The organism is Muricoccus nepalensis (genome assembly GCF_006438825.1).
Taxonomy (GTDB): domain Bacteria; phylum Pseudomonadota; class Alphaproteobacteria; order Acetobacterales; family Acetobacteraceae; genus Roseomonas; species Roseomonas nepalensis.
On sequence record NZ_RCZP01000022.1, the window covers coordinates 38713 to 59476 of the forward strand.

A 20764-nucleotide genomic window follows, 5' to 3' on the forward strand; every position below is an offset into this window, starting at 1 on the left:
CACCGTTCTGATGGCCAAAGAAATTACTTGAAGCCGTGTTAAGCCCACTCCAGCCTGGCTTTCGCCAACAGGCCATTGAGATAGATTTGGTGACCTGTTGTTTCGATTGTCTCGGACGGAGAGCTAGTGTCGAGGGTGACTGCGGCCTGGCTTCGTTCATCTCCAGCAGCATTCTTCGCAGTTCCACTGCTGTCGAGGTCCTCGACGCCTCTTACCGTCGGAGCTGACAGGAAGAGCGGAAGAGAGCGAGCAGCGATCTTGAAGCCACAGCGGGTATCGCTGGGGTAATGCAGTCCTAACACTTCACGGTTCCTCGCAATCCTCCGAGCCATCACTCGCAAAGGCCCAAGTTCGGCGCCGCCCGGCGGGATGATCTCACTGGGAAGAATTTGCTCTAGCAACAGAGCAACCATCATTGCCTCGCATGCATGCCCACTGGGATAGGCAGCATGCCCAGGCACCTCGATGGGTGGAACCAATGTGGGGTCGAGCCGAGAGGGCCGTGGACGCTTAAACACCCGCTTCCAGTACATGTTCTGAAACTGTGCGAACTGAAACCCGAGGACACAGAGGCGGTACGTTGATGGATGCGAACTTGCGCGAAAGTTCAACACTCCGCGCATATAGGTGAGCATGCCTGCTCTCTGGGCCATCGCCTCATCAAAGACTCCTGCTCGATACTCAATAAGGCTGCGTAATTCTGCCAACTCAGCAGTCGTCATCGCGGGATCGTAGGCGTCAACAGTAGTATCCAACAACTGCGCCCAGGTTTTGCCCGGAGAAGCACCTAATGTTTGTTGAACAACCTCACCCAAAACCGCAATGGAGATTTTATCAAGGTCCCAATCGGAATCTCTGAATTCTGACGAAGGTACTAGGCCCCAGTCGTTACCCTGAGAACCCGGCCAGCGTTCGCCCGTAAAAATAAGTGGAGCGCCTGATGGAAGACCGCTGACAACCATGGTCGATGGCGAGATCAGCAGGGGCCGGTAAATATCGCCGCCTAAGGCTGTGACATCTGGGCCAATCACAGAACCAGCGCTGGTGCCGCTAGTCCCGCTGGTGCCGCTAGTCCCACTTGTACCGCTAGTGCCGCTTGTACCACTCGTGCCACTCATGGCGCGCTCCAATCATCAAGGGTTAACGAGGAAGGCCCGCTTTACGGAGATCTTCGGCAAAGCGCATGCGTACACCGCTATCTTGGAAAGGCATTCTCCGCGAGGTGTAGCTAGCAATTCCAAATTCGGGTTCGAGTGCAATTAGACGGTATCCGGCCTCTTTGGCTTCCTCAACCCGTCCCTGAGCGGCGAGAATGACTGCTTGCATTCTCCAGCTAGACGCATGTGCCGGGTTACCACCTATAGCCAAACACCCGCAGCGCTCTGCTTGCTCAAGGTCACGCGCAGTATAATGCGCAATAGAAAGAAAATGTTGCTGGTAGTAGCTCAGGGGGTCATAGGGAGAAAGGCGCAAGCCACGCTCCGCGTGTGCTGCCGCTTCCTTTCCCCGGCCTAAATAACTCAATGTTGCACTCGACAGCGTCCAGGCAATCGCGCTGTTGGGGCATACTGCAAGAGCTCGGCCGAAGCAGTACTGTGCTGTGTTGAGGTCGCGCCGTAAATAGGCGCTGTTGTGACCAAGCACTGCAAGCCCAAGTGAGTTGGCCGAATCGAGATCAAGCGCACGTTCAGCGAATGAAAATACCGCTTCTGCATCTTCTTCGCGATTCTCAGACCAACCCTGACCAATTCGAAGACTATGCCATTGAGCAGCCCAAGCTATAGGCTGCGCAAATGATGGATCTTCTTCCATCGCCCTTATCAAGTGACCTCGAGCTTCGATAAAGGCGTCTCTCTCGCTCGAGGCCATTAGGTGCAAGCCTCGAAGCATGTGATCATAGGAAGTAAGGCTATCAGGACGTTTACGCATGGCATCCCGAAGTGCTGTCGCACGGATGCTCGGTGAAACGCCCGCTACGATTCTGGCCGTCACATGTTCCTGTACAGCAAAGATTTCGTGCTCAGCCACATCCATGCGTTCGCCCCAAAGATGCTCGCCCGACACGCCATCGGTGAGCCGGAATGAAGCGTGCAATCCGCCGCCTGCTCGGCGAAGATTGCCAGATACAACGAAGCGCACTCCTAGGGTTCGCGCAGCACGCTGCGGTGAGGGGTTCTGCCCCCTAAACATTCGGGCGCTATCTGGTGATATGACGAACAGTTCTCCGAGCCTTGACAGCGAAGCAACGACATCCTCTACAAGCCCGGACGCCAGGTACTCATCCGCTGGATCCGCTGACAAATTAAAGAGTGGTAGAACAGCTACTGATGGTAGCTGTGTTGGCGCGAGCGGAATAGGAACTGGAGTGTTTTCGGGTGGATCGAGAGACAGCGCGTGCACCGCACGCGTTAAATTTCTCAGCGGCAGCTTGCCTAAATCTCGCATTACGGCTCTATCGTCTGGCGATAGTAACAGCGCTGCTTCTGCGGAGAGTAGTGTTCCGCCCGGAGTGCAGTACTCCTGCAATCTGGCTGCCATGTTGACCGCATCACCTAGAATGCGGTCACCTTCTACGATGACGTTCCCATGGTGTATTGCTATCCGGAACACGATGGGTACATCGTCACTCGTTTGCTGGTCGAGTACGCGTGACGCTTGGTGCAGAATTTTAGCCCACCGCAGTCCAGACTGGACATCGGGGAACTCCGCCAGTGTCCCGTCTCCCTGGACGTCCACGATGCGTCCGCCCTCGGCTGATGCAGCCGGAGCAACGATCTTTTTAAATAGCCTCAGCCACCGTGCGGTCGTGTAGTCCTCGTTTGCTGCGGCCAGCACGGAGTAGCCAACGATGTCCGCAAAAACGATCGTCGCGTGACGCCGCTTCAACGCAGTGATATCGCGCTCTATCGGAGAGGTCTCAGAGAGCATCTGCCCGACCCTTCTGAGGCAGCGTCGAGTACCATTGTGATAAGGATTTTGCAAGTCTGGGTTCGCAAGAGCAGTGTGACGGGGAAGGCACTAAAGTGCTCCTGACCAGGAAGGATTTCTGGCGATGCGACTCATGGTTACCCTTCCCAATGATCATAGCCTCAGGCGTGCTTATCAGGCATCTGTGCTGGATCGGCAGTCACCTTCGAAACGGTTAGAAAGCGCTCTTCGGAGGATTATCGACTTATCGCAAGAAGAATTCGAGATCGTTTCTTTGCCTTCGCTGTCGAACGGATTTCAACCACTGAAAGGCTTCGAACGCGAAGCAATCGCTGGGAAGCAGCGTGCCACCGCAGCCCTGCCCGTACTTGTCATCAGTATCGAAGCAAAGAGCCACTCGTCTGTTGATAAGCTTCTGCAGGCAATCAACGCCGTGCCCGGCGCCAGCATTGCTGTTGATCTCCCTATAGGAGCCTTCGACGCTTGGTGCCCATCTGCAGACACTCCATCAATTTTCCACACCCGGGATGCGGCATTGCATCTCGTCAGAGCAGATTCACTCTTGGACCATACCCCGCCACTGAGAGGCGACGGTGTGAACGTCGTAGTAGTGGATCTTGGACTAAATCGAGCAGCCCTGGATCAGTTCTTGCCAACCGCCCAAATTGCTGGTGCATGGGAAGTAGAAAAGCCCACTGTCCCTCTTTGGACCAGCGTCACACAGGACCGACCCTTCAACGGCCATGGAACTATGGTGGCCAGAAACGTGCTGTCCATCGCTCCTAATGTAAGATTGTTCGATTTCCCCTTGCTGCCGGACAGGGTAACCAATGTGGTTGGATGGACAAGCTGGGCCTTCGCGGCATTGTCGCAAATCAAGACGGACATAGAGACTTGGCTTTCCGTGATTTATCCGGGCCCCTGGGTTTTCTGCAACGCGTGGGGCATCTATGATCGCCGGGAGGAAAACTTACCCGCCGATCATCCGGCGAACTACACCAGCAACCCAGCGCATCCGTTAAACCAGCTGGTAACGAGCTTGGCGTCGAGCGGCTACGATCAGGTATTTGCTGCCGGTAATGGTGGTCAGTTCTGCCCGCATCCGCTGTGTGGACCAAATGACACAGGACCGGGTAACAGTATTTTCGGCGCTAGCTCGCATGCGGATGTGCTTACTGTGGGGTGCGTCCGTGCTGACGGAACGTGGATCGGATATTCCTCACAGGGCCCGGGGCAGCCTGCGTTCCGAACGCCTTCACAATCCTTCTCTGACAAACCTGATCTTTGCGCGCCTAGCCACTTCGTGGAATCAACTGATGCCGCGGCATTAAGTAGCGGGACGTCGGCTTCATGCGGCCTAACTGTTGGCGCGGTTGCTGCACTGAGGAGTCAAGGTTCGCCTTGCCAAACCATGAGCTCACCCCAACTCCGCAGTTATCTTAGGGAGACGGCCGATAAAAAATTTAGTGACACACCAAGCTTCGATCTGCGTTACGGATATGGTATATTGAACCTCGCGGATGCTGTGAGCCGAGAGAAGCAGGAGGTCAACTTACCCGCCTCGAAGTCATCTGAAATAAAATCTGGTACCGGTTGAGATTGCTTCAGTACAATCCTTAAAACCTATGGCTAGCGCCAAATGTCGAGAGATTGAGGGAGTTAACTATTGTTGCATAATTTCCGACGGCGGAAAGTTGGCATCTTGGCGGTGAGATACCGAGAACCCTTCGGCACATTTTCCGTTCTGAATGCTTTTCGTCAAAACGTTTTTGATCTGGCTTTGCTGCATCGATCCAAAGTAGTACTCGATCGTGGAGACGAAATTGCGGTCTGGCCTGAATGTCAAGGTGTTCAGGAGGAGGTATCCACTTGTTTGAAGATCGGGCTCGCGCTACTCGCTAATGAACGATGGCATAGGTTGTTTGAGACGTCGGTTCATGCGGGTTTAGCGTCGGCTGGAGCTTTGCGAGAAGGGGAGGGCTCCGTTTTACTTGGAAGTGAAAGAGACAAAGCGTTTGAGATGCTTCAGGGGAAATGCATTGGATCAATAGTTGTGAGTGACGCTGCGTGGAGCATTCTCGAAAGTACCTCTTAAAAAAGATCTAGCCGAAATATTCTGTATCGTCCACTCGGCCGCAAAACAACATTCTCTAAACATCTGTCGTCAGGCTTTCTCTGCTGGGATCATGCTTGCGCCCCACCCTGTTCGATTACTCCTGGTGTGGTGCAGTTAATTTTCACCTGTTCGCTAAGGGCAACTTTGTCTCAGCATGCGGCGAGGCAATAAGCTCCCGAGAGGGCCGGTCTTGTCGATAATAATTGCTTCCCCGATGATACAGCTTATCCACAGGACCAGGCGCCAGACTGTTTTCGCAAGCGAGGTCGGCTATGCTCGAGAGTGCAACCGCATCTAAACATGCCGCGGCTCAGCGGATCGAAGCGGTTTGCTACGGAGAGGGGTCCGGCAAACTCAGCCAGTCGTGCCCTGGCTCGCCAGTGCAATCACACAGACAAACCAGATGTTGGGAGTGGTGTCACGGCAGCCACCTGCACCGGTGAAGAGAGCTCTACGTGCGCTATGATGGATGCAGGCAGAATCGTGTTGCGGCCAGTTGGTCGGAGGCACGCTCCCATTTACCAAGGCAGGCGCTCGTCGAACGTGAGTTCTAGCTGTCCAGCAGCTTGCTGCCGCGCTCGGAGGAGGCGCTGGACCGGTCGGAGCGCAGCTTCGCCATGACGAGCATAGGGTGTTCGGTGACTGCCTCGGTGCCGGTAGCAGGGGTGTCTGCCCCAACATACAGGCGTCGGCGGCAATGAGTGCCTCACGCTCCGTAGCTGGTGCCGCGCTGAGCACCTCGACGGTTTCGGCGTTGTCCGAGCGCGACCGTCATAAAGCGAATGAGGCAAGCGACGGGAAGCGTCGTTAGCACGATTACCGCTGTCGCGACATGATCAGCTTGCTACCTGCGGTTGCTGTGCGTGCTGCACGTCCGCGAGTGGATTCCATCGGGCATGTAGTCCAGCTGGGGGGGAGGAGATCGACACACGGCCCTCCGCGATTGGGACTGGGGAGCTCACCGCAGAGCTGGTAAGTGGCCTAAATTTCCACCGCCCTCTGAAAATTCGACTGGATGTGAAGTGAACATGGCCACGCAATCAAACGAAGATGTTCGAGAGCGATCATACTTTGCGTTTTGCTGAAGATGCTGAGATAAGGCAACCGCCTACAATGCACGCCATTCCCATAATGGAGGCCAAGTCTGGCCTAATCCCAAAAAATGAAAATCCGATAACTGCCGCAAAAAATAACCTTAGGTAATCGATGGGAGCTAATACAGATGCGTCCGTAGCACGGATTGCCAAGATGCCGAGGTATTGACCGAGAGGTCCAAGAATCGCAATTGATAAAACATACGGTGCGTCGGCGCCGGAGATGGGGGCCCAACTATAATAAGCCGGTCCGGAATAGGCAAGAAATGAGAGTGTTGCCACATACGCCATAACCGTTCGCGCGCTATCTCGCTTCTCTATAATCTTGGTTAAAGCTATCAAAGCTGCGCTTAGACCGGCACTGAGCAATGCCACTAGGTAAGCCGCTTCAAACTGCGAGCCCGTTGGGCGCAAAATAATGAATGTGCCAGTCGCCCCTAAGATGGTGCCGAACCACCGCCTTCCACTAACTTGCTCTTTGAGGAAAAAAGCCGCAATTGCTATTAAGAAGAATGCTTTCGTGTACGTTATGGCTGTTGCGTCAGCCAAAGGCAGACGAGCAAACGCATAAAAATAGGCAAAGACTCCAATGATAGAGAGCGATGCTCGTAGAAATTGCAAACCAAGCGCCGTCGTAAGGAAAACAGAAAATCCGTCACTCCGTGCCACGACGAAAACCAAACAGAGCCCACCTATACTCCGGAGGAACGCGAGTTGAGAAGTTGGAACGTCAGCGCCAATTTGTCTTGCTGCTGCCGTCTCTAGAGCAAACATTGCGACAGAAGCAACCGCAAGAACGACACCATTTAACTGGGGCGTCGAGCGTATTATCGAATTCATCATGTTTGCTCTTGGGGTAAAGAGAGCAATGCCCACTTTGCTAGGGTTTGAAGCCCGGCGGAGACGTGCTTTCCTGCTTCCGCTCTCCCTAGTCTATTCCCAAAGAGATCGGCATACAAAGAAACAATCTCCTGTTCAGTTCGATTTTCACAAAGTTCCAGCACAAGCCAGGCTGTCGGATTGAGAAGACATAAGCCTGGACGCTCTGGGTCGAAGACCATGGCTGAATGCCATTCAGGCAAACCACGAATCTTTATATCCTGACGACGTGAAAATTTCGCTTCCACTTTCCTCAACGCTCCACCCAGGGTTGCCGCCAATGCATTTCTTCCGGCAGAGTCTTTAAATCGACACCAGCATTCATGTGAGAACAAAACGGGTCTGGAGCATCCCACCTGCCGTGGAACGCAAAAGCTGTGGCACGGCAGCCGCCGTTGCTTTTCTGAGTGTCGTGACAATGAGCGCACGCGTCTTCAACTACACCAGATCGTAGCTCTTTCCACAATGGATCATCCCACGTTTCGATAAACGGCTTCGTTCGGACGTCTCCAAGGTCAACAAACTCGCGGAGGTAAGGGCAGCCGATAGAGCGGCCGTGGGGCGAAATAGATGACATCTGATAACAGGTGTTGCCATCATTCGGATGCCAGCTTTGTACATAGTGTAGACCTGCTGGAACTGAGACGTTTGTGATTGCCTCTTCCATCTCTGAAAGAGAAAGGGCTAGCTCCGACCAACGACGCTTTGCGCGCCCAATTGGATAGAACCTTAGAACCGCAGCTTTGTACGCGCCGAGAGATGATGCGAGTTCAAGATATTGCTGTACTTTCCCATGGTTGGCGCGATTCAAAATCATTAGCGTGTACACGGGCACTCCGGCCGCTTTGAGATTGCGCGCGCCTTGTAGGCCAGCTTCGAAGCTCCCAGGAACTTCTGAGAGATAATCGTGGGTCTCGGCGTCTGGCCCAAGAAAATCCACACATACCATACTCACTTTGAGGCGCTTGATCTCTCGCGCGATTTCCGGAGTTATCAGATTGGCAAATGTCCTCACGGTAATATCTAAACGACGGGACATGTGGCTTAGCAGTTCGAGAAAGTCAGGCCTTGAAAATGGTTCGCCACCTTCGATGAAGACGTGCATAACATCGTTGCTAACTAAATGGTCAATGACCTCTTTCCACTCGGCTGTCGTCAGTTCTTTCGATGATGGTGTTTTTGTGCAATCCGAATAGCAGTGGGCGCAGTTTAGGTTGCATGTATTGGTTACGATCATAGTTAGCTTCAGGGGCTTGGAAAACTGTGGATGTACCGTCATAGCCACCTCGTTAAGGGCCCTGGGCCGCTGCAGCGGCCCAGGGCGAAATAGTTTTAACGCTTGTCTTCGTGCTTTTCCGCTGCCACCGTGCGCGTGTGCCACTCACCTGGTGGGAACATCTCCCCTGAGCGAACGTGACGATCCACTTCCTGAACAACCGGGGGTTCGATAATATCGAGCTTCTTCGCCAGCTCCGCGATTGAGGCAAGCTTATTCATCGCATGGGTTCCTACGAACACACGAGCGGCGGAATACCGCCCAGGGCCATCTGACAACCTGGGATCAGCCATCGCAAGAATTTTCGAAGGCGAGCTCCACTCGTGGGCGGCGCAGATACCTGGGCTCCCAAGCTTCTGACCTGAGCCTCATGATTTCGACCAAAAAGAGGTGGAGTCCGTCACCCATTTGGAGGCTGCCATGAAGCGCAGACGGTTCGCGGACGAGCAGATCATTGGAGGTATTGCGGGAGCAGGAGGCGGGGTTGAGGACGGGGGATCTCTGTCGCAAGAATGGGTTTACAGCGGTAACCTTCTATGCCGGAAGGCCAAGTACGGCGGTCTCGGTGTGCCGGAAGCCAAGCGGCTGCGGACGCTTGAGGACGAGAACGGCAGGCTGAAGCGGTTGGTGGCTGAGGCGACGCTGGACGATGCCGTGCTGAAGGATCTCGCTGCAAAAAAGTACTGATGCCCTCGGCGAGGCGGGTGGCGGTGTCCCTTGCCCAGGAGGTGCGCAGGATCGGCCAGCGGCGGGCGTGTTCGCTGCTCAGCGTCGACCAGACGTCGATCCGCGATCGAGGCAGGCGCCCCGGTAATGCATCAATCCGGGCGCGGCTGCGGGAACTGGCGGCTGGGCGTCGCCGGTTCGGCGCCGGGCGACTGGGCGTCCCGCTGGTGCGCGTTGGCGCGCGGATGAACTACAAGAACCTCGCGCCTACTATCGCTATTCACCTCCACCGCGATGGTGACCGCCACCGAGATGATGCGGCCTGCCTCACGCACCTTCACGTAGGTGGCGTCCAGCCACAGGTAGGGCCAGTCGCCCTTGATGGGGCTGGCCAGGAAGTCCTGCACCCGGCCATCGATCTCGCCGCGGAGGCGGCTCACCTGACTCTTGCTGATCCCTTCCATCCCCATGGCCCAGACCAGATCGTCCACCGAGCGGGTGGAGATGCCCTGCACGTAGGCCTCTTGGATCACCGCCGTCAGCGCCTTCTCCGCCAGCCGCCAGGGCTCCAGGAAAGCCGGGAAGTACGAGCGAGCCGCGCCGGAGCTTCGGGATCCTGAGCTCCACCGTCCCGGCCCGGGTCTGCCAGTCCCGCTCGCGGTAGCCGTTCCGCTGGTTCACCCGCTCAGGCCTGCGCTCGCCATGGCCAGCACCGCATGCCCCCTCCGCATCCAACTCCACGTTAGCCGGGCCCGTTTCGGGTACAGGGTCACTGTGAACTGGTGGTCCCGTGTGAACCGGTATCACTGATACTGGCTCAGATTACCGAGAGATCTAAGGTTACCAAGAAGCGGCGGTAGCAAGGCACATGCCTCCCCCCACTACCCACAATCCAACCGATGCCGCCGTGATGATTTCTGAATTGGAACTACATGAATAACCTTGCAGTACTGACGGTACGGAGGGGATGATTGTATGGGGCTCCCGTTTGGCGGGCGCGAGAAGGAGACATAACCATGTCCGAAAATGGCGAGTCCGTACGAGTGGCGCAGAATGATCAGACGGCAAGCGCCGATCCAAGACCTATCGAATCGGATGGAAACGGCTACCGCATCGAAGTGGCAGGCGTCGCTCGGCAGTTCTTCCGTATCCGTGTGGAGGCGCTTGGCGGCTTGGCACACGTCGAGGGAACACTCGTGCGGCGATCGAAAAAGGGGACCGATCTCCGGCCGATGACCTTTGTAATGCGCGACGAGGACGCCATGGCGCTGTCCGTATGCATCGCTGCCAAGTACGGACTTCAACTCGAACCGTACTTGGAGAAGTGACCCGGGCTGGGTTCATCATAGCTTTGGCCCGACCGTGGATTGGGTCGACGGGCGCCAAGGCTTGGGTCTCGGCGCCCACCGTGGTGCCGGGTACGGTAAGGAAACCTGCTGCGGCCCTGGCAGACTAGCCTCCGCGTGTACGACTTTGGCTTCTCTACTGTCTGCTTCCAAGGCTTGTCGGAGTTGATGGGCAAGGTCCGGGCCAAATTGCTGATCGATAGAGCAGGAAAGGACGTAGCGTATGTTTCCTTTTGCTAAAAAGTTGGCGAGATCGTCTAATGAGACAGACGTGCCCCCTCCATCCGCTACGTCGCGCAAGGTTGACGTTACAAAGCTCGCAAGATCCGACGTTCCTGTCGATAGATCTGTGCATCCTGTTTGAAGGATGTCATCCTCAAGTGCATCAATCGGTTTTACTAAAGGTAGGATCACTTCTCTAATGATTCCTCTGTCATAGAGAAGGTAAGCTCCGCGAATTGCCGGACAGTTTGCCTCAAGCTCTCGCAGCTTCAACAGTTGCGGCATATCCAGGACCTTGCCCTTGGTGGGCGTCCAACCTTTCCCGATCCACTGCGGCTTTCTTCGGTGGTCGGTTCGCTTTGCCTGTAGGCAAAAGGCGAACTGCCAATTCCCGTCGTGATGTACAAGTGCAACATCGCCCCCGGTTTCCTGCTCAAGATTATGACCGATCAGTTCAATCAGGCATACGTTGCTGCTCGGCCTGGATACATCTCCCAGGGCGCGGGAATTCAGCAAGGCTGCTGCGGTCCAAATCCTAGTCATCAAGGAACCTGTGAGCGAATCTTCACGTCTGTCAGATCTGCAATCAATAACAGCAAAATCAGTTTGAGCAATTCTGAGGACGTCGTGCAGGAAGGCCCTGGGGCTCCAAGTTTCCTCATTCAGACTCTTCAGACTTCGAAGCTCTGCAATAGCCGCGTCGTACTCAGCACTGCCTATGCTAATGAAAGCCTCCTCGTCCTGTCCCCAGGAAAGCGAGCATGAACCCATCCCATCGTGCGCATGGATCGCCGCAAGGAAAATATGAGGATAGCGTGTGTAGGTCGCCCGGTACACCCGGTTGGCGAAGGAGTCATCGAAGAGATGCATGACTGCAAATCTAACACGCTTGGTGACATTATACGATAAGCTGATGTCAGATCCACTTATGGTGCCATGGCCTGTGCCTTCGTGCCATGCTGCTCGGGCATTTTGATGAAGTCCTAGTGGCCGTCTCCGTGCGTCTTCTTCTCCTCGTTGGTTGTGTTCCTAAGCGTTCTCTAATTGGGTCCGTCAAGCGTTTCGATGATCGACTCCACCGCGCTCATGGTTCTGTTCGTGGTCGGCCTGAGCCGCCACACCATGGCTCTTGGGTGGGTCTGGGTGATGCAATGTGGTTCGCTTGATCATCTTAATGCGGCTGATCTGTCCTTCGACCGGGCTCGTCGTTCAGGGCAGATGGAGGGCGGCCTGGATGGCGATTTGGCCGTCGAAATCCGCTGCACCGTCGTCGACCCCTACCTGCAGGTCTTCTTGAACTGGGGGAGGGGACCGCGGCTCGGGTTCGACATGCCTGGCGAGTTCCCCTCCTGGTCCCGGCACGCGAAGCGCCTCGCTTCTCGCGAAGCGGTCGCGAGGGTGCTGGAGAGGGAAGGAATCGCCCTGCCCTGAGAAGGCGCCCCAGGCCCCGCCTCAGGAAGGGGCGAGGAACGCCCGTACGGGGCTGGCCGTCGGACGGGTGTCGACGTCGTCCGGCATGCTACGCACCAGCCCCTCGGCGACGACGGCGCCGAGCCGGGCGAGCACCTCGAGTTCGGTCGCGTCTAGGATTGCCCGGGCCGCCGCGGCGTCGCCCTCAACCAGCCGCCCCCGGAGATCCTCGGTCAGGGCGCGCATCGACGCCTCCGCCCTGGGTTCCTCAAGGTCGAGGCGACGGACGAAGCGCGTGAAGTCTAGGATGCGGTTTCCCTGCGCGGTCAGGGCCTGGTTCCCGCCAAGGGCTGCCAACCCCCGGAACAGCAGCTCGGACGCCGCCATCGCGTCCTCGCACGTGTGGGGAGACCGGTCGTCCGCCGGGTCCTTCCATGCCGCGAGGATGTCCGGGCGCTCGACGACGTTCCGCAGAAGCATGAACATGAGGGCAATGTTGTGCTGCATGTCGGCTGCGCTGAGCGCCTTCGCGAAGTATCCCCGGTTCGGGATCGCATCGATGAGACCCTCGCCAGCGAGACGGGCCACGGCCTCTCGGACCGGGGTGGCGCTGGAATGCACGAGGGTGGCGAGGTCGTCCACGAGCAGCTGCTGCCTGGGCCAGAACCGGTACTCGAGGCACATGGCCCTCAGCTCGGGATAGGCTTTGGCGCGTCCCTTCCCGGCCTTCTCGTTGGATCTAATAGGCACGCGTTCCTCCACCTGTCCGGTCTGTCCGTCTCCTCGGCGGAGGGGACGGCCGGACTGCGACTTTCAACGGACGGGCAGGACAAGGGAGGCCGGTAAGCGGGCCTCATTACCGCATGCAGACGCCCCGGACTGCGTCGACGACGCGGTCCAGGTTGCCGGGATTGAGGGCCGCGAGGCACAGCCTGCCGTCCTCGATCGCGTGGATCGCGTGCTCCTCGCGGAGCCGCCCGACCTGGCGGGCCGTCAAGCCGGAGTAGGAGAACAGCCCTTTCTGCTCCTTGACGAAGGAGAAGTCGCGGGGGGCGTTACCGGCCGCCAGGCGCTCCGTGAAGCCCGAGCGCATATCCCGGATCCGGCCTCGCATCGCGCCGAGCTCGTCCTCCCAGTCCCTGTGCAGCACGGGATCCGACAGCACCTCCGAGACCAGGAGCGCTCCGTGGGTCGGGGGGCTGGAGTAGAGGGTGCGGACCAGGGCGCGACCGCGCTCCGCGAGGAGAGCTGCCTCGGCGCCGTCCCGCGCCACGACGCAGAGAGCCCCGACGCGCTCCCCGTACAGCGAGAAGGACTTCGAGAACGACAGGGCGACGAAGACGGGCGCGCAGGCCGCGACGGCGAGGCGCACGGGCAGCGAGTCGGCTGCGAGTCCGTCTCCGAAGCCCTGGTATGCCATGTCCACGAAGGGGACCAGGCCGCGATGGGCGATCGCTACCACGATGCGTTCCCACTGCGAAGGCGTCGGATCCCAGCCCGTCGGGTTGTGGCAGCACGCGTGCAGCACGGCCAGCGATCCCCGCGGGAGGGCCTCGAGGTCGCGGATCATGCCCTCGACGTCCGGTCCGCCGGAGCCCTCTCCAGCGTAGGCGTACCGTCGCACCTCAAGGCCCACGGCGCGAAGGACGGCCTCGTGGTTGGGCCAGCTCGGATCGCTGACCGCGGCGACCGTCCGGGGCTCGAGCGAACGCACCATCTCGGCGCCGAGGCGGAAGGCCCCCGTTCCCCCGGGAGTCTGCAGCACGGCGGTCCGCGTTCCCGCATCTCCCGCCAGCGCGGGACCGAAGGCCAGGTCGAGGGCGCCTCGGAACAGGCCCGGGAGGCCTTCGACAAGTAGATAAGGCCAGGAACGCCCGCCGCCGATGCGCTCCTCGGCGCGGCGTACCGCTTCGAGCACGGGCACGTGCCCGGCCGCATCGTAGTAGATTCCGACCCCGAGGTTGATCTTCTCCTTCCTGGGATCGGCCGCGAAGGTGCGAGCGGCGCGCATCAGCGCGTCCGGGGGCATGGCAGTCAGACGCTCGAGCATGCGGCTTCCGATGGTTTTCGAGGACGGGGAGCGGTCCGGGACACCGCTCAGGCGCGGCGGGCGGGGAGCCGGACCAGGACCGGCACGAGCAGGACGACCGGCGCGACGAGCAGCAGCCAGGCCACCCTGTATCCCGCCAGATCGACGACGGCCCCGAAGAGGAAGGGCGCGAGCGACATCGCGACCATGCAGAGCGTCGTCGCGAAGCTGACGGTCGACGCTATCGCCGACTTCGGCGCGATCTCGGCGATTTGGAGGATGTAGAGCGGGAACCATCCGATCCCAAAGATCCCGAGGAGGGCGAGCACCGGGTACAGCGCCCAGGCTGGCGCTCCGGGAGGGAGGAACAGGTAGGCGACGGTCGCGATGGCGCAGGCGGCCATGATCCATCCCAGGGCGCGAACGCGACGGCCGGGCCAGAGCCGGTCGCAAACCCACGGCAGCAGTACGCGACCCGGAATACCGACCACCTGGACGAACGCGAAAAGGCTGGCCGCCGCGACCAGGCCGACACCGAAGCTGTCTGACATGAAGGCGATGGCGCCTGCCGTGAAGGTGAACTGGAAGGCGGACATCGCGACGCCCGCGCCAACCACCGGCCAGAAGGCGGAATCTCGCCCCAGCGTCGCGACCAGCTCCCGTACCGGGATGCGGGGCGGCTTGCCGCCCTCGGCAAGATCGCCCTCGCGGTAGAACAGCCAGAAGAAGACGCCGCCAGCGATCCCGACGAGGCCTTGCGCGACGAGGGCGCCGCGCCAGCCACTCGAAGAGGCGATCCACGGCAGGAGCGCGGCGGCAATCGAGGTGCCGAGCGGAACCGCCGCTTGGCGGAAGCCGGTGGCGAGACCCCGGTGCCGCGGCGGAAACCAGCGAAGGATCGCGCGCGTCCCTCCGGGCTGCACGGACGCGTAGAACATCCCGAGCAGGACCAGCCAGGCGAGGAGCGAGGCATAGCTCCCGGCCAGCCGGGCCCCGGCGATCGCGGTCAGGCCCATGCCGATCATCGTGACGGTGACCACCGCGCGCTCGCCGTGGCGGTCAATGAGGCGGCCAAGGGAGAACATGGACAGGATCTGCCCGCCGTTCAGCGCCGTGACGGCCAGGGCAGCGGCGGACAGTGGCAGCTCCAATTCGGATCGCAGGAAGGGGACCAGTGTGTAGACGCCCTGGGAAACGATGGATCCCGCCGTCTGGGCCGTTACGGCGAGGCCGAGCACCGCCCACAGGCGGAACCCCGGGGCGGCTTTGGGACCCGGGGGGAACGCGACGTCGCCACTGGCGGGACCGCTGGCAGACATGGCTGTAAGGGCTCCTTCTGTTCTCATCGGAAACTGGCCCCATCGCCGTCGCCACGGTACCCATTCGAAATCGCTTTCAGTGATTACATGGTGTAATGGCAGGTCATGCCCCAGTTGAACCCAGAGGCCGTCCAGGCCTTCGTGCTCGTGGCGGACCTGAACAGCTTCACGCGTGCCGCACGTGCTCTGAACACGACCCAGTCGGCGATCAGCCTAAAAATCAGCCGCCTGGAGAAGGTGCTCGACCGGCGCCTCCTTGAGCGGACCCCGCGCCTCGTCCGGCTCACCCCGGACGGACAGGCGTTCCTCGTCCGCGCCCGCCCGCTCTCGGAAACCTACCGCCGTGCGACGGAGGCGTTCGAAGAGAGATCGTCGCGCGTCTCGCTCGGGCTGAGCCATCACCTCGTCTGCGACGGACTCTCCGATCTCCTGCGACGCTTCGGGGGGAAGTCGCGCGACCTCGTCCTGGACCTGCGGGTCGCGAGCACCCGGACCCTGCTGGACAGCTACGACGCGGGCGAGCTGGATGCCGTCGTGCTCCTCCGGCACGACGAGAGCCGTCGCGGCGGCCAGATCGTGCTCACGGAGACCTTCCACTGGATGGCGTCCCCCGACCTGTCGCTGAGCCGCGGCGCGCCCCTGCCGATGATCCTCCAACGCGAGCCCTGCAAGCTCCGCGCGATGTCCGTGTCGGCCCTCGAAGGCACGGGTATCGACTGGCGAGAGGCCTTTCTGGGGTCCGGCGTGTCTTCTACCGCGGCGGCGGCGCTCGCGGGCATCGGGATCGCGGCCGTCGCGAGCCGCATCGCCCCGGAAGGACTGGTGGACGTCGGTGCACGGCTCGGCCTCCCGAAGCTGCCTCAAATTCCCGTCGTGTTGCACTCCAGCCTGTCGAGTCCAGGTTCGCAGACGCTCCTGACTAGGATCGTCACAGCCTTCCGAGCCGATGTTAGGACTGTGAAGCGGTCGCTTCCCACAAAGGCAGCGTAGCTTGGCGAATTTGCTCTTTTCGGTAACGTCGAGTCCGGAGAAGACGCCCGATGAGCGGCTTGATTGACCAGCGGGGAACGACACCGCTGGAGCAGGGAACCCGGTGCGGGCGCTCCGTCACCATACGCGATGCTAACGGCGTTCTACACGCTGTCGCGGCCCCATCTACTGCGGCGGATTGCGAGACGGAAGATGGCGCCCTCCTCTTGCTGCAGGAGGTCAAGTGATCCAGGTGGAACACTCGCTTCGGACGGTGTTCGCCTGGTTAGAGGTTGGAGTACGCTGAGCCCGTATGGATCACGCACGTCCCGAGGAGGCGGCGACCTGGCGAAACAGGAAGCCTTCTCCTTGGGAGCGGATTTCCGCCATCGGGTCACAGCCAGCCGTGCCGTGGGAATAGCGCAAGATGCTCGAAAGTATATCGCAGGACCATGGCTGGGACGTAAGAGGTAGTCGCCCTGGCCACGAGCTGGTGTACGCCAAGGACCAGCCTCAGTCGGCGTGCCGGGTGACAGCCCGTTGATCAGGCATTCCGCACCTGAGGTGCCGAGGACGCGCCCTCCCCAAGGCGGCGCTGCAGCAGGACGACGTCGAGCCAACGCCCGTGCTTGCAACCCACCGCCTCCAGCGTGCCGATGCGACGGAAGCCCTGCCGCTCGTGGAGGCGGATCGAAGGGGTATTGGCTCTGTCGCCGACCACCGCGATCATCTGCCGAAAGCCTTGCGCCTCGCAGGCCTCGATTAGGGCAGTGAGCAGGTGGGAGCCCAAACCGCGCCCCGTGGCGTCGGGACGCAGGTAGATCGAGTCCTCCACCGTGTTGCAGTAGGCAGCGCGCGGGCGGTAAGCGCCAGCGTAGGCGTAACCCAGCACCTCACTATTGTCCTCCGCGACGACGTAGGGGAAGCCACCCTCCCGGAGGGTGGCCCGGCGGCGCGCCATCTCCACAACGTCGGGCACTTTGGTTTCAAAGGAAGCAGAGCCTTGACGGACGTGATGGGCGTAGATCGCTGTGATGGCTGTCATGTCTGCCTCGGAGGCAGGTCGGATGCCGGTAAGGGTAAAATCAAGGGGCAGCGTCGCGCTCATTGAGATCCGCTCTGGAGGAGCCGGAACCAGCTCCGGCGGTTTGAGAATGCTGGTTCCTGGCTCTCCCAGAGCAAAGAAAGTTTTTCGGATGCGGCGCATTCGAATAATTTGCGCTTATGGACACGCCGACGCTTCGCCAACTCAGAACCTTCCTGGCTGCCGTGGAGCGGGGCAGCATCACCGAAGCGGCACGGTCACAGAACCTGACCCAGCCCGCAGCCAGCCAGCAGCTCCGGGAGCTAGAGCGCATTCTCGGCGTGCGCCTGCTGGACCGGGCGGAGGGGCGGGTCATGGCAACCGCGGCAGGAAACGCCATCCTTGCTCCCGCCCGACGGGCACAAGCGGCGGTTGAGGAACTCGTTAGCGCGGCGGCGACATTCCGCTCGGGTGAGACCGGCAGGGTACGGCTCGGCACCGGCGCTACCGCCTGCATTCACCTGCTACCGCCAGTGTTGACTGCCGCCAAGGCGCGGATGCCGGGCCTGGAAATTTTGGTCGCAATCGGCAACACGCCGGACGTCCTGCGCCGGGTTGAGGAGGGCCATCTGGATGCGGGCTTCGTGACCATGCCACGCACCCTGAGCCGCGCCTTGACCACAGCGACCCGACAGCGCGACGGCTTGGCGGCGCTGGTGCCAGCAGGCAGTCCTGGCGAGGGCGCCCTTACACCCGCGCAGCTCGCTGCGATGCCACTAATTCTCTACGAGAGTGGCGGTGACACGCGTGGGGTGGTCGATGCCTGGTTCCGCAAGGCCGGGTTGGCACCACGGCCGATCATGGAGCTCGGCAGCGTCGAGGCGATCAAGGTGCTGGTAGGCAGCGGGCTCGGTGCGTCAGTGTTACCCTGCTTGGCCCTGGGTAGCAGTACGCCCGGTACAGAGCGACGACCATTGCGGCCCGAGACGTCTCGCGAGCTCGGCCTCGTTCTGCGAAAGGAAAAGGTACGCGACAGAGGGCTGCGGGTTCTGACGGAAGCTTTGGAAGCTGTCGCCTAACCAATATACTGGGACGCCGAAAGGGAATGCCGGATTGGGATTGGCTACCGACAGGAAGGCACCCTTCGATTATCTTGGACGGCCACGCAGAATACTCCTCTACCACCGCACACTGGTCCGATGACACCTCCGTCGGCCGCAAGGCTATACATGCGCGGTGGGCGTCATGGCTGGGCGGTGGCGTCGCCCGTCTACTACGTTCGCTGTACTGGAATTTGGAAGGCCGGGTGATGACGTCTCGGACCGTTAGGGGCTGCTGTCCCTTGGATTGTCAGGACAGCTGCGCCTGGCTCGCCCACGTCGAGGATGATCGTGTCGTGCGGGTGGTTGGTGCGCCCGACCACCCCATCACGCGCGGTGTTCTTTGCGCCAAGGTCCGAGATTACGAGACACGACTGGATGCACCCGACCGCTTGCTCCATCCCTTGCTACGTACGGGCACCAAAGGCAGGGGGCTGTTCCAGCGTATCACCTGGGATGAAGCGGTGTCGCACATTGCAGAGCGGTATGGCGCAATCATCGCTCATCACGGTGCGGAGGCACTGCTGCCGGTGAACTTCGCTGGATCACTCGGTGTCGTTCAGCGGCGCGCCCTCATGAGGCTTTTCCACGCGCTTGGGGCATCACGCTTCCATGGCAGCGTCTGTGGGCAGTCCGGCAACGCGCTCGCTGCGGAAGGCCACGCCCTCGGCTTTGACCCCGAGGAGGTGGCCGACAGCCGCCTTGTTTTGCTCTGGGGAACCAACTTGCTCACCACCGCCCCGCATGGCTGGCACTTTATCAAAGCAGCTCGCGAGCGGCATGGCGCCCGCGTGATCTGCATCGACCCACGTCGCACCCGCACCGCCGCGGCATCGGATGAACACGTCTCCATTCGGCCAGGATCCGATGCAGTGCTGGCGGCTGGCCTCGCCCATGTAGCCCTACAGGAGGGGTTGGCAGACCTCGGCTGTGCCGGGGCAGCCGCGAGCGATTTCGATGCCTTCTGTGAACAGATCGCGCCCTGGACACCGGAGCGCGTCGCCCAGCTATGCGGGATTGGGCCGGACACGGTGGTCCGTCTTGCTCGCGAACTCGCAGGGGCGCGACCCGCTGTCATCCGGGTGGGCATTGCTCCTCAGCAGACGCAGCATGGAGAAGCCCTCGTGCGGCTACTGTCGGCACTCTCCATTCTGGGCGGACACCCAACCCGGCGTGGGGGAGGGCTGCTGATTGAAGCGAGCCCGGACTTCCACGATGCCCGTGTAGCCCGCCCTGACCTGCTGCCAAGTCCCACTCGCAGCTTCGACATGGCCCGGCTCGGGGAAACCCTGACCAACGGTGCGCTCTCGCCGCCCATCAAAGGTCTGATGATCTGGGGCACGAACCCCGTCGTCACGCAGCCTGACACCGCGCGCGTACGTCAGGGCCTCAGTCGAGAGGATCTGTTCACGGTTGTCATCGAGCACGTTCCCACAGACACGGTGGCATTCGCCGATATTGTTCTGCCGTCCACCATGCAGCTCGAGCACTTCGATGTGCAGGGGGCCTGGGGTCACCACTACATTTCGGTCAACCACCCCGCTGTCGCGCCTCAAGGTGAAGCGAAATCACACGGAGAGATCCTGCGCCTTCTTGCTCGGGGAATGGGATTGACGGAGCCCGCCCTGCAGGAGAGCGATGAAGAGATTGCTGAGGCGGCCCTGCCAGTGGGATTAGAACTCGGAGCGCTGAAGGAGAGGGGATGGATCAAGTGCTCCCCCGTTCGCTCCACGCCTGCTTCTAAGGTGAAGCTGTGCGTGGGCGACGGTGTGCTGCTCCCAGCTTCGACGCCTTCGCCTGGGCACCTCCAGCTCCTAACGCCGAAGGGACATTTCTTCCTGAACACGACTTTCGCAGACATGCCGCGACACCGACACTCGGCCGTACGCCCCACGCTGCAAATGAGCCGTGGGGATGCGGAGGTGCGAGGCCTTACCGACGGGGGCTTGGTCGAGGTGCGCAACACCGGAGGAGCTATCTTTGTCCACCTCGCCGTGGTGGACGGAATGCACCCCGGAGTGGTCGCATTACCAGGCAAATGGTGGAATATGTCCACGGCTCGCCTTGGAAGCGCTGTCAACGACCTGACCCTTCCCGCTTGGTCTCCTGCTGGGCAGCCAGCCTACAATGAGATCTTCGTGGAAGTTGTGTCTCCTCCCCCCATTTCCTCCTCCATTTCGTTAGAATAACACACTGAATAATCCGAGTTCCTGCAGAGCTAATTTCCTAGTTAGCACCAGACCAGAGCGCGATGGTGCCGCAAGAGTCTTTGTGTGGCGCCCGCGCAAAGACCCGACGCTACCACCAAGGGGAAGAGATTACCCGGGAGGTAGAGCCGCGTCGTGCGATCTCCATTGAGGGCGTTGCCCGGGCGGGAGCGGGCTTG

Annotated in this window: 18 protein-coding genes and 1 pseudogene; 7 read left to right on the plus strand and 12 right to left on the minus strand. The window is 60.2% G+C overall.

The annotated features are described in order from the left end of the window. Positions 1-38: 38 nt before the first annotated feature. Together EAH89_RS18970 and EAH89_RS18975 are read right to left on the minus strand one after the other, a co-directional pair. Entirely contained in the window at positions 39-1031 is a 993-nt protein-coding gene (locus EAH89_RS18970) for a phosphatase PAP2 family protein (protein ID WP_161993680.1), read from the minus strand. 109 nt (positions 1032-1140) lie between these two features. After that, positions 1141-2928, minus strand: a complete 1788-nt coding sequence (locus EAH89_RS18975) for an adenylate/guanylate cyclase domain-containing protein (RefSeq protein ID WP_140885287.1) — start codon at positions 2926-2928, stop codon at positions 1141-1143. A 124-nt stretch (positions 2929-3052) separates the two neighbouring features. On the opposite strand from EAH89_RS18975, the gene EAH89_RS18980 reads away from it, so the two are divergent. Continuing rightward, entirely contained in the window at positions 3053-4525 is a 1473-nt protein-coding gene (locus EAH89_RS18980) for a S8 family serine peptidase (protein WP_140885288.1), read from the plus strand. Positions 4526-6108: 1583 nt separating this feature from the next. Here EAH89_RS18980 and EAH89_RS18985 read toward each other — a convergent pair. The 4 genes from EAH89_RS18985 to EAH89_RS31415 all read right to left on the minus strand — a co-directional run bounded on the left by EAH89_RS18985 (position 6109) and on the right by EAH89_RS31415 (position 8514). Next, positions 6109-6981: a DMT family transporter gene (locus tag EAH89_RS18985; RefSeq protein ID WP_140885289.1), complete on the minus strand. Its 873-nt coding sequence runs from the start codon at positions 6979-6981 to the stop codon at positions 6109-6111. Next, positions 6978-7265, minus strand: a complete 288-nt coding sequence (locus EAH89_RS18990; protein ID WP_161993681.1) for a PqqD family protein — start codon at positions 7263-7265, stop codon at positions 6978-6980. The genes EAH89_RS18985 and EAH89_RS18990 overlap by 4 nt, the downstream gene beginning before the upstream one ends. Positions 7266-7270: 5 nt before the next feature. Continuing rightward, positions 7271-8254: a radical SAM protein gene (locus EAH89_RS18995; RefSeq protein ID WP_206667610.1), complete on the minus strand. Its 984-nt coding sequence runs from the start codon at positions 8252-8254 to the stop codon at positions 7271-7273. Positions 8255-8349: 95 nt separating this feature from the next. After that, the gene (locus EAH89_RS31415) at positions 8350-8514 is read right to left on the minus strand and encodes a hypothetical protein (RefSeq protein WP_161993682.1); all 165 of its coding nucleotides are present in this window, start codon (positions 8512-8514) and stop codon (positions 8350-8352) included. 199 nt (positions 8515-8713) lie between these two features. Here EAH89_RS31415 and EAH89_RS19000 point away from each other — a divergent pair, with 199 nt between their 5' ends. Beyond that, positions 8714-8980: a hypothetical protein gene (locus tag EAH89_RS19000; protein WP_140885292.1), complete on the plus strand. Its 267-nt coding sequence runs from the start codon at positions 8714-8716 to the stop codon at positions 8978-8980. 227 nt (positions 8981-9207) lie between these two features. Here EAH89_RS19000 and EAH89_RS19005 read toward each other — a convergent pair. Further along, positions 9208-9673: pseudogene (locus EAH89_RS19005) on the minus strand (transposase); the annotation flags it as partial. A 302-nt stretch (positions 9674-9975) separates the two neighbouring features. Between EAH89_RS19005 and EAH89_RS19010 the strand changes: the two are divergent. After that, positions 9976-10287 carry a hypothetical protein gene (locus EAH89_RS19010; protein ID WP_140885293.1) on the plus strand — a complete coding sequence of 104 codons (312 nt, stop codon included), beginning with the start codon at positions 9976-9978 and terminating at the stop codon, positions 10285-10287. A gap of 15 nt (positions 10288-10302) precedes the next feature. On the opposite strand, the gene EAH89_RS19015 is transcribed toward EAH89_RS19010, so the two are convergent. Next, entirely contained in the window at positions 10303-11397 is a 1095-nt protein-coding gene (locus EAH89_RS19015) for a hypothetical protein (protein ID WP_140885294.1), read from the minus strand. A 195-nt stretch (positions 11398-11592) separates the two neighbouring features. Between EAH89_RS19015 and EAH89_RS19020 the strand changes: the two genes are divergently transcribed. Next, the gene (locus EAH89_RS19020) at positions 11593-11958 is read left to right on the plus strand and encodes a glutathione S-transferase family protein (protein ID WP_140885295.1); all 366 of its coding nucleotides are present in this window, start codon (positions 11593-11595) and stop codon (positions 11956-11958) included. Between the two features lie 21 nt (positions 11959-11979). Here the strand turns inward: EAH89_RS19020 and EAH89_RS19025 are convergent, their stop codons facing one another. The 3 genes from EAH89_RS19025 to EAH89_RS19035 all read right to left on the minus strand — a co-directional run bounded on the left by EAH89_RS19025 (position 11980) and on the right by EAH89_RS19035 (position 15285). Then, a complete protein-coding gene (locus tag EAH89_RS19025; RefSeq protein ID WP_140885296.1) occupies positions 11980-12699 on the minus strand; it encodes a GntR family transcriptional regulator in 720 nt (239 codons plus the stop codon). 94 nt (positions 12700-12793) lie between these two features. Next, a complete protein-coding gene (locus EAH89_RS19030) occupies positions 12794-13987 on the minus strand; it encodes an aromatic amino acid transaminase (RefSeq protein ID WP_140885297.1) in 1194 nt (397 codons plus the stop codon). Positions 13988-14034: 47 nt separating this feature from the next. Continuing rightward, positions 14035-15285, minus strand: coding sequence for an MFS transporter (locus tag EAH89_RS19035; protein WP_140885298.1), 1251 nt, complete (start codon positions 15283-15285; stop codon positions 14035-14037). A 105-nt stretch (positions 15286-15390) separates the two neighbouring features. Between EAH89_RS19035 and EAH89_RS19040 the strand changes: the two genes are divergently transcribed. After that, positions 15391-16275, plus strand: coding sequence for a LysR family transcriptional regulator (locus EAH89_RS19040; protein ID WP_140885299.1), 885 nt, complete (start codon positions 15391-15393; stop codon positions 16273-16275). A gap of 523 nt (positions 16276-16798) precedes the next feature. Here EAH89_RS19040 and EAH89_RS19045 read toward each other — a convergent pair. Then, positions 16799-17362, minus strand: a complete 564-nt coding sequence (locus EAH89_RS19045; protein WP_140885300.1) for a GNAT family N-acetyltransferase — start codon at positions 17360-17362, stop codon at positions 16799-16801. 116 nt (positions 17363-17478) lie between these two features. Here EAH89_RS19045 and EAH89_RS19050 point away from each other — a divergent pair, with 116 nt between their 5' ends. Together EAH89_RS19050 and EAH89_RS19055 are read left to right on the plus strand one after the other, a co-directional pair. Continuing rightward, positions 17479-18357 carry a LysR family transcriptional regulator gene (locus tag EAH89_RS19050; protein ID WP_140885301.1) on the plus strand — a complete coding sequence of 293 codons (879 nt, stop codon included), beginning with the start codon at positions 17479-17481 and terminating at the stop codon, positions 18355-18357. A gap of 230 nt (positions 18358-18587) precedes the next feature. Next, the gene (locus tag EAH89_RS19055; RefSeq protein ID WP_277753864.1) at positions 18588-20567 is read left to right on the plus strand and encodes a molybdopterin-containing oxidoreductase family protein; all 1980 of its coding nucleotides are present in this window, start codon (positions 18588-18590) and stop codon (positions 20565-20567) included. Positions 20568-20764: the final 197 nt, after the last annotated feature.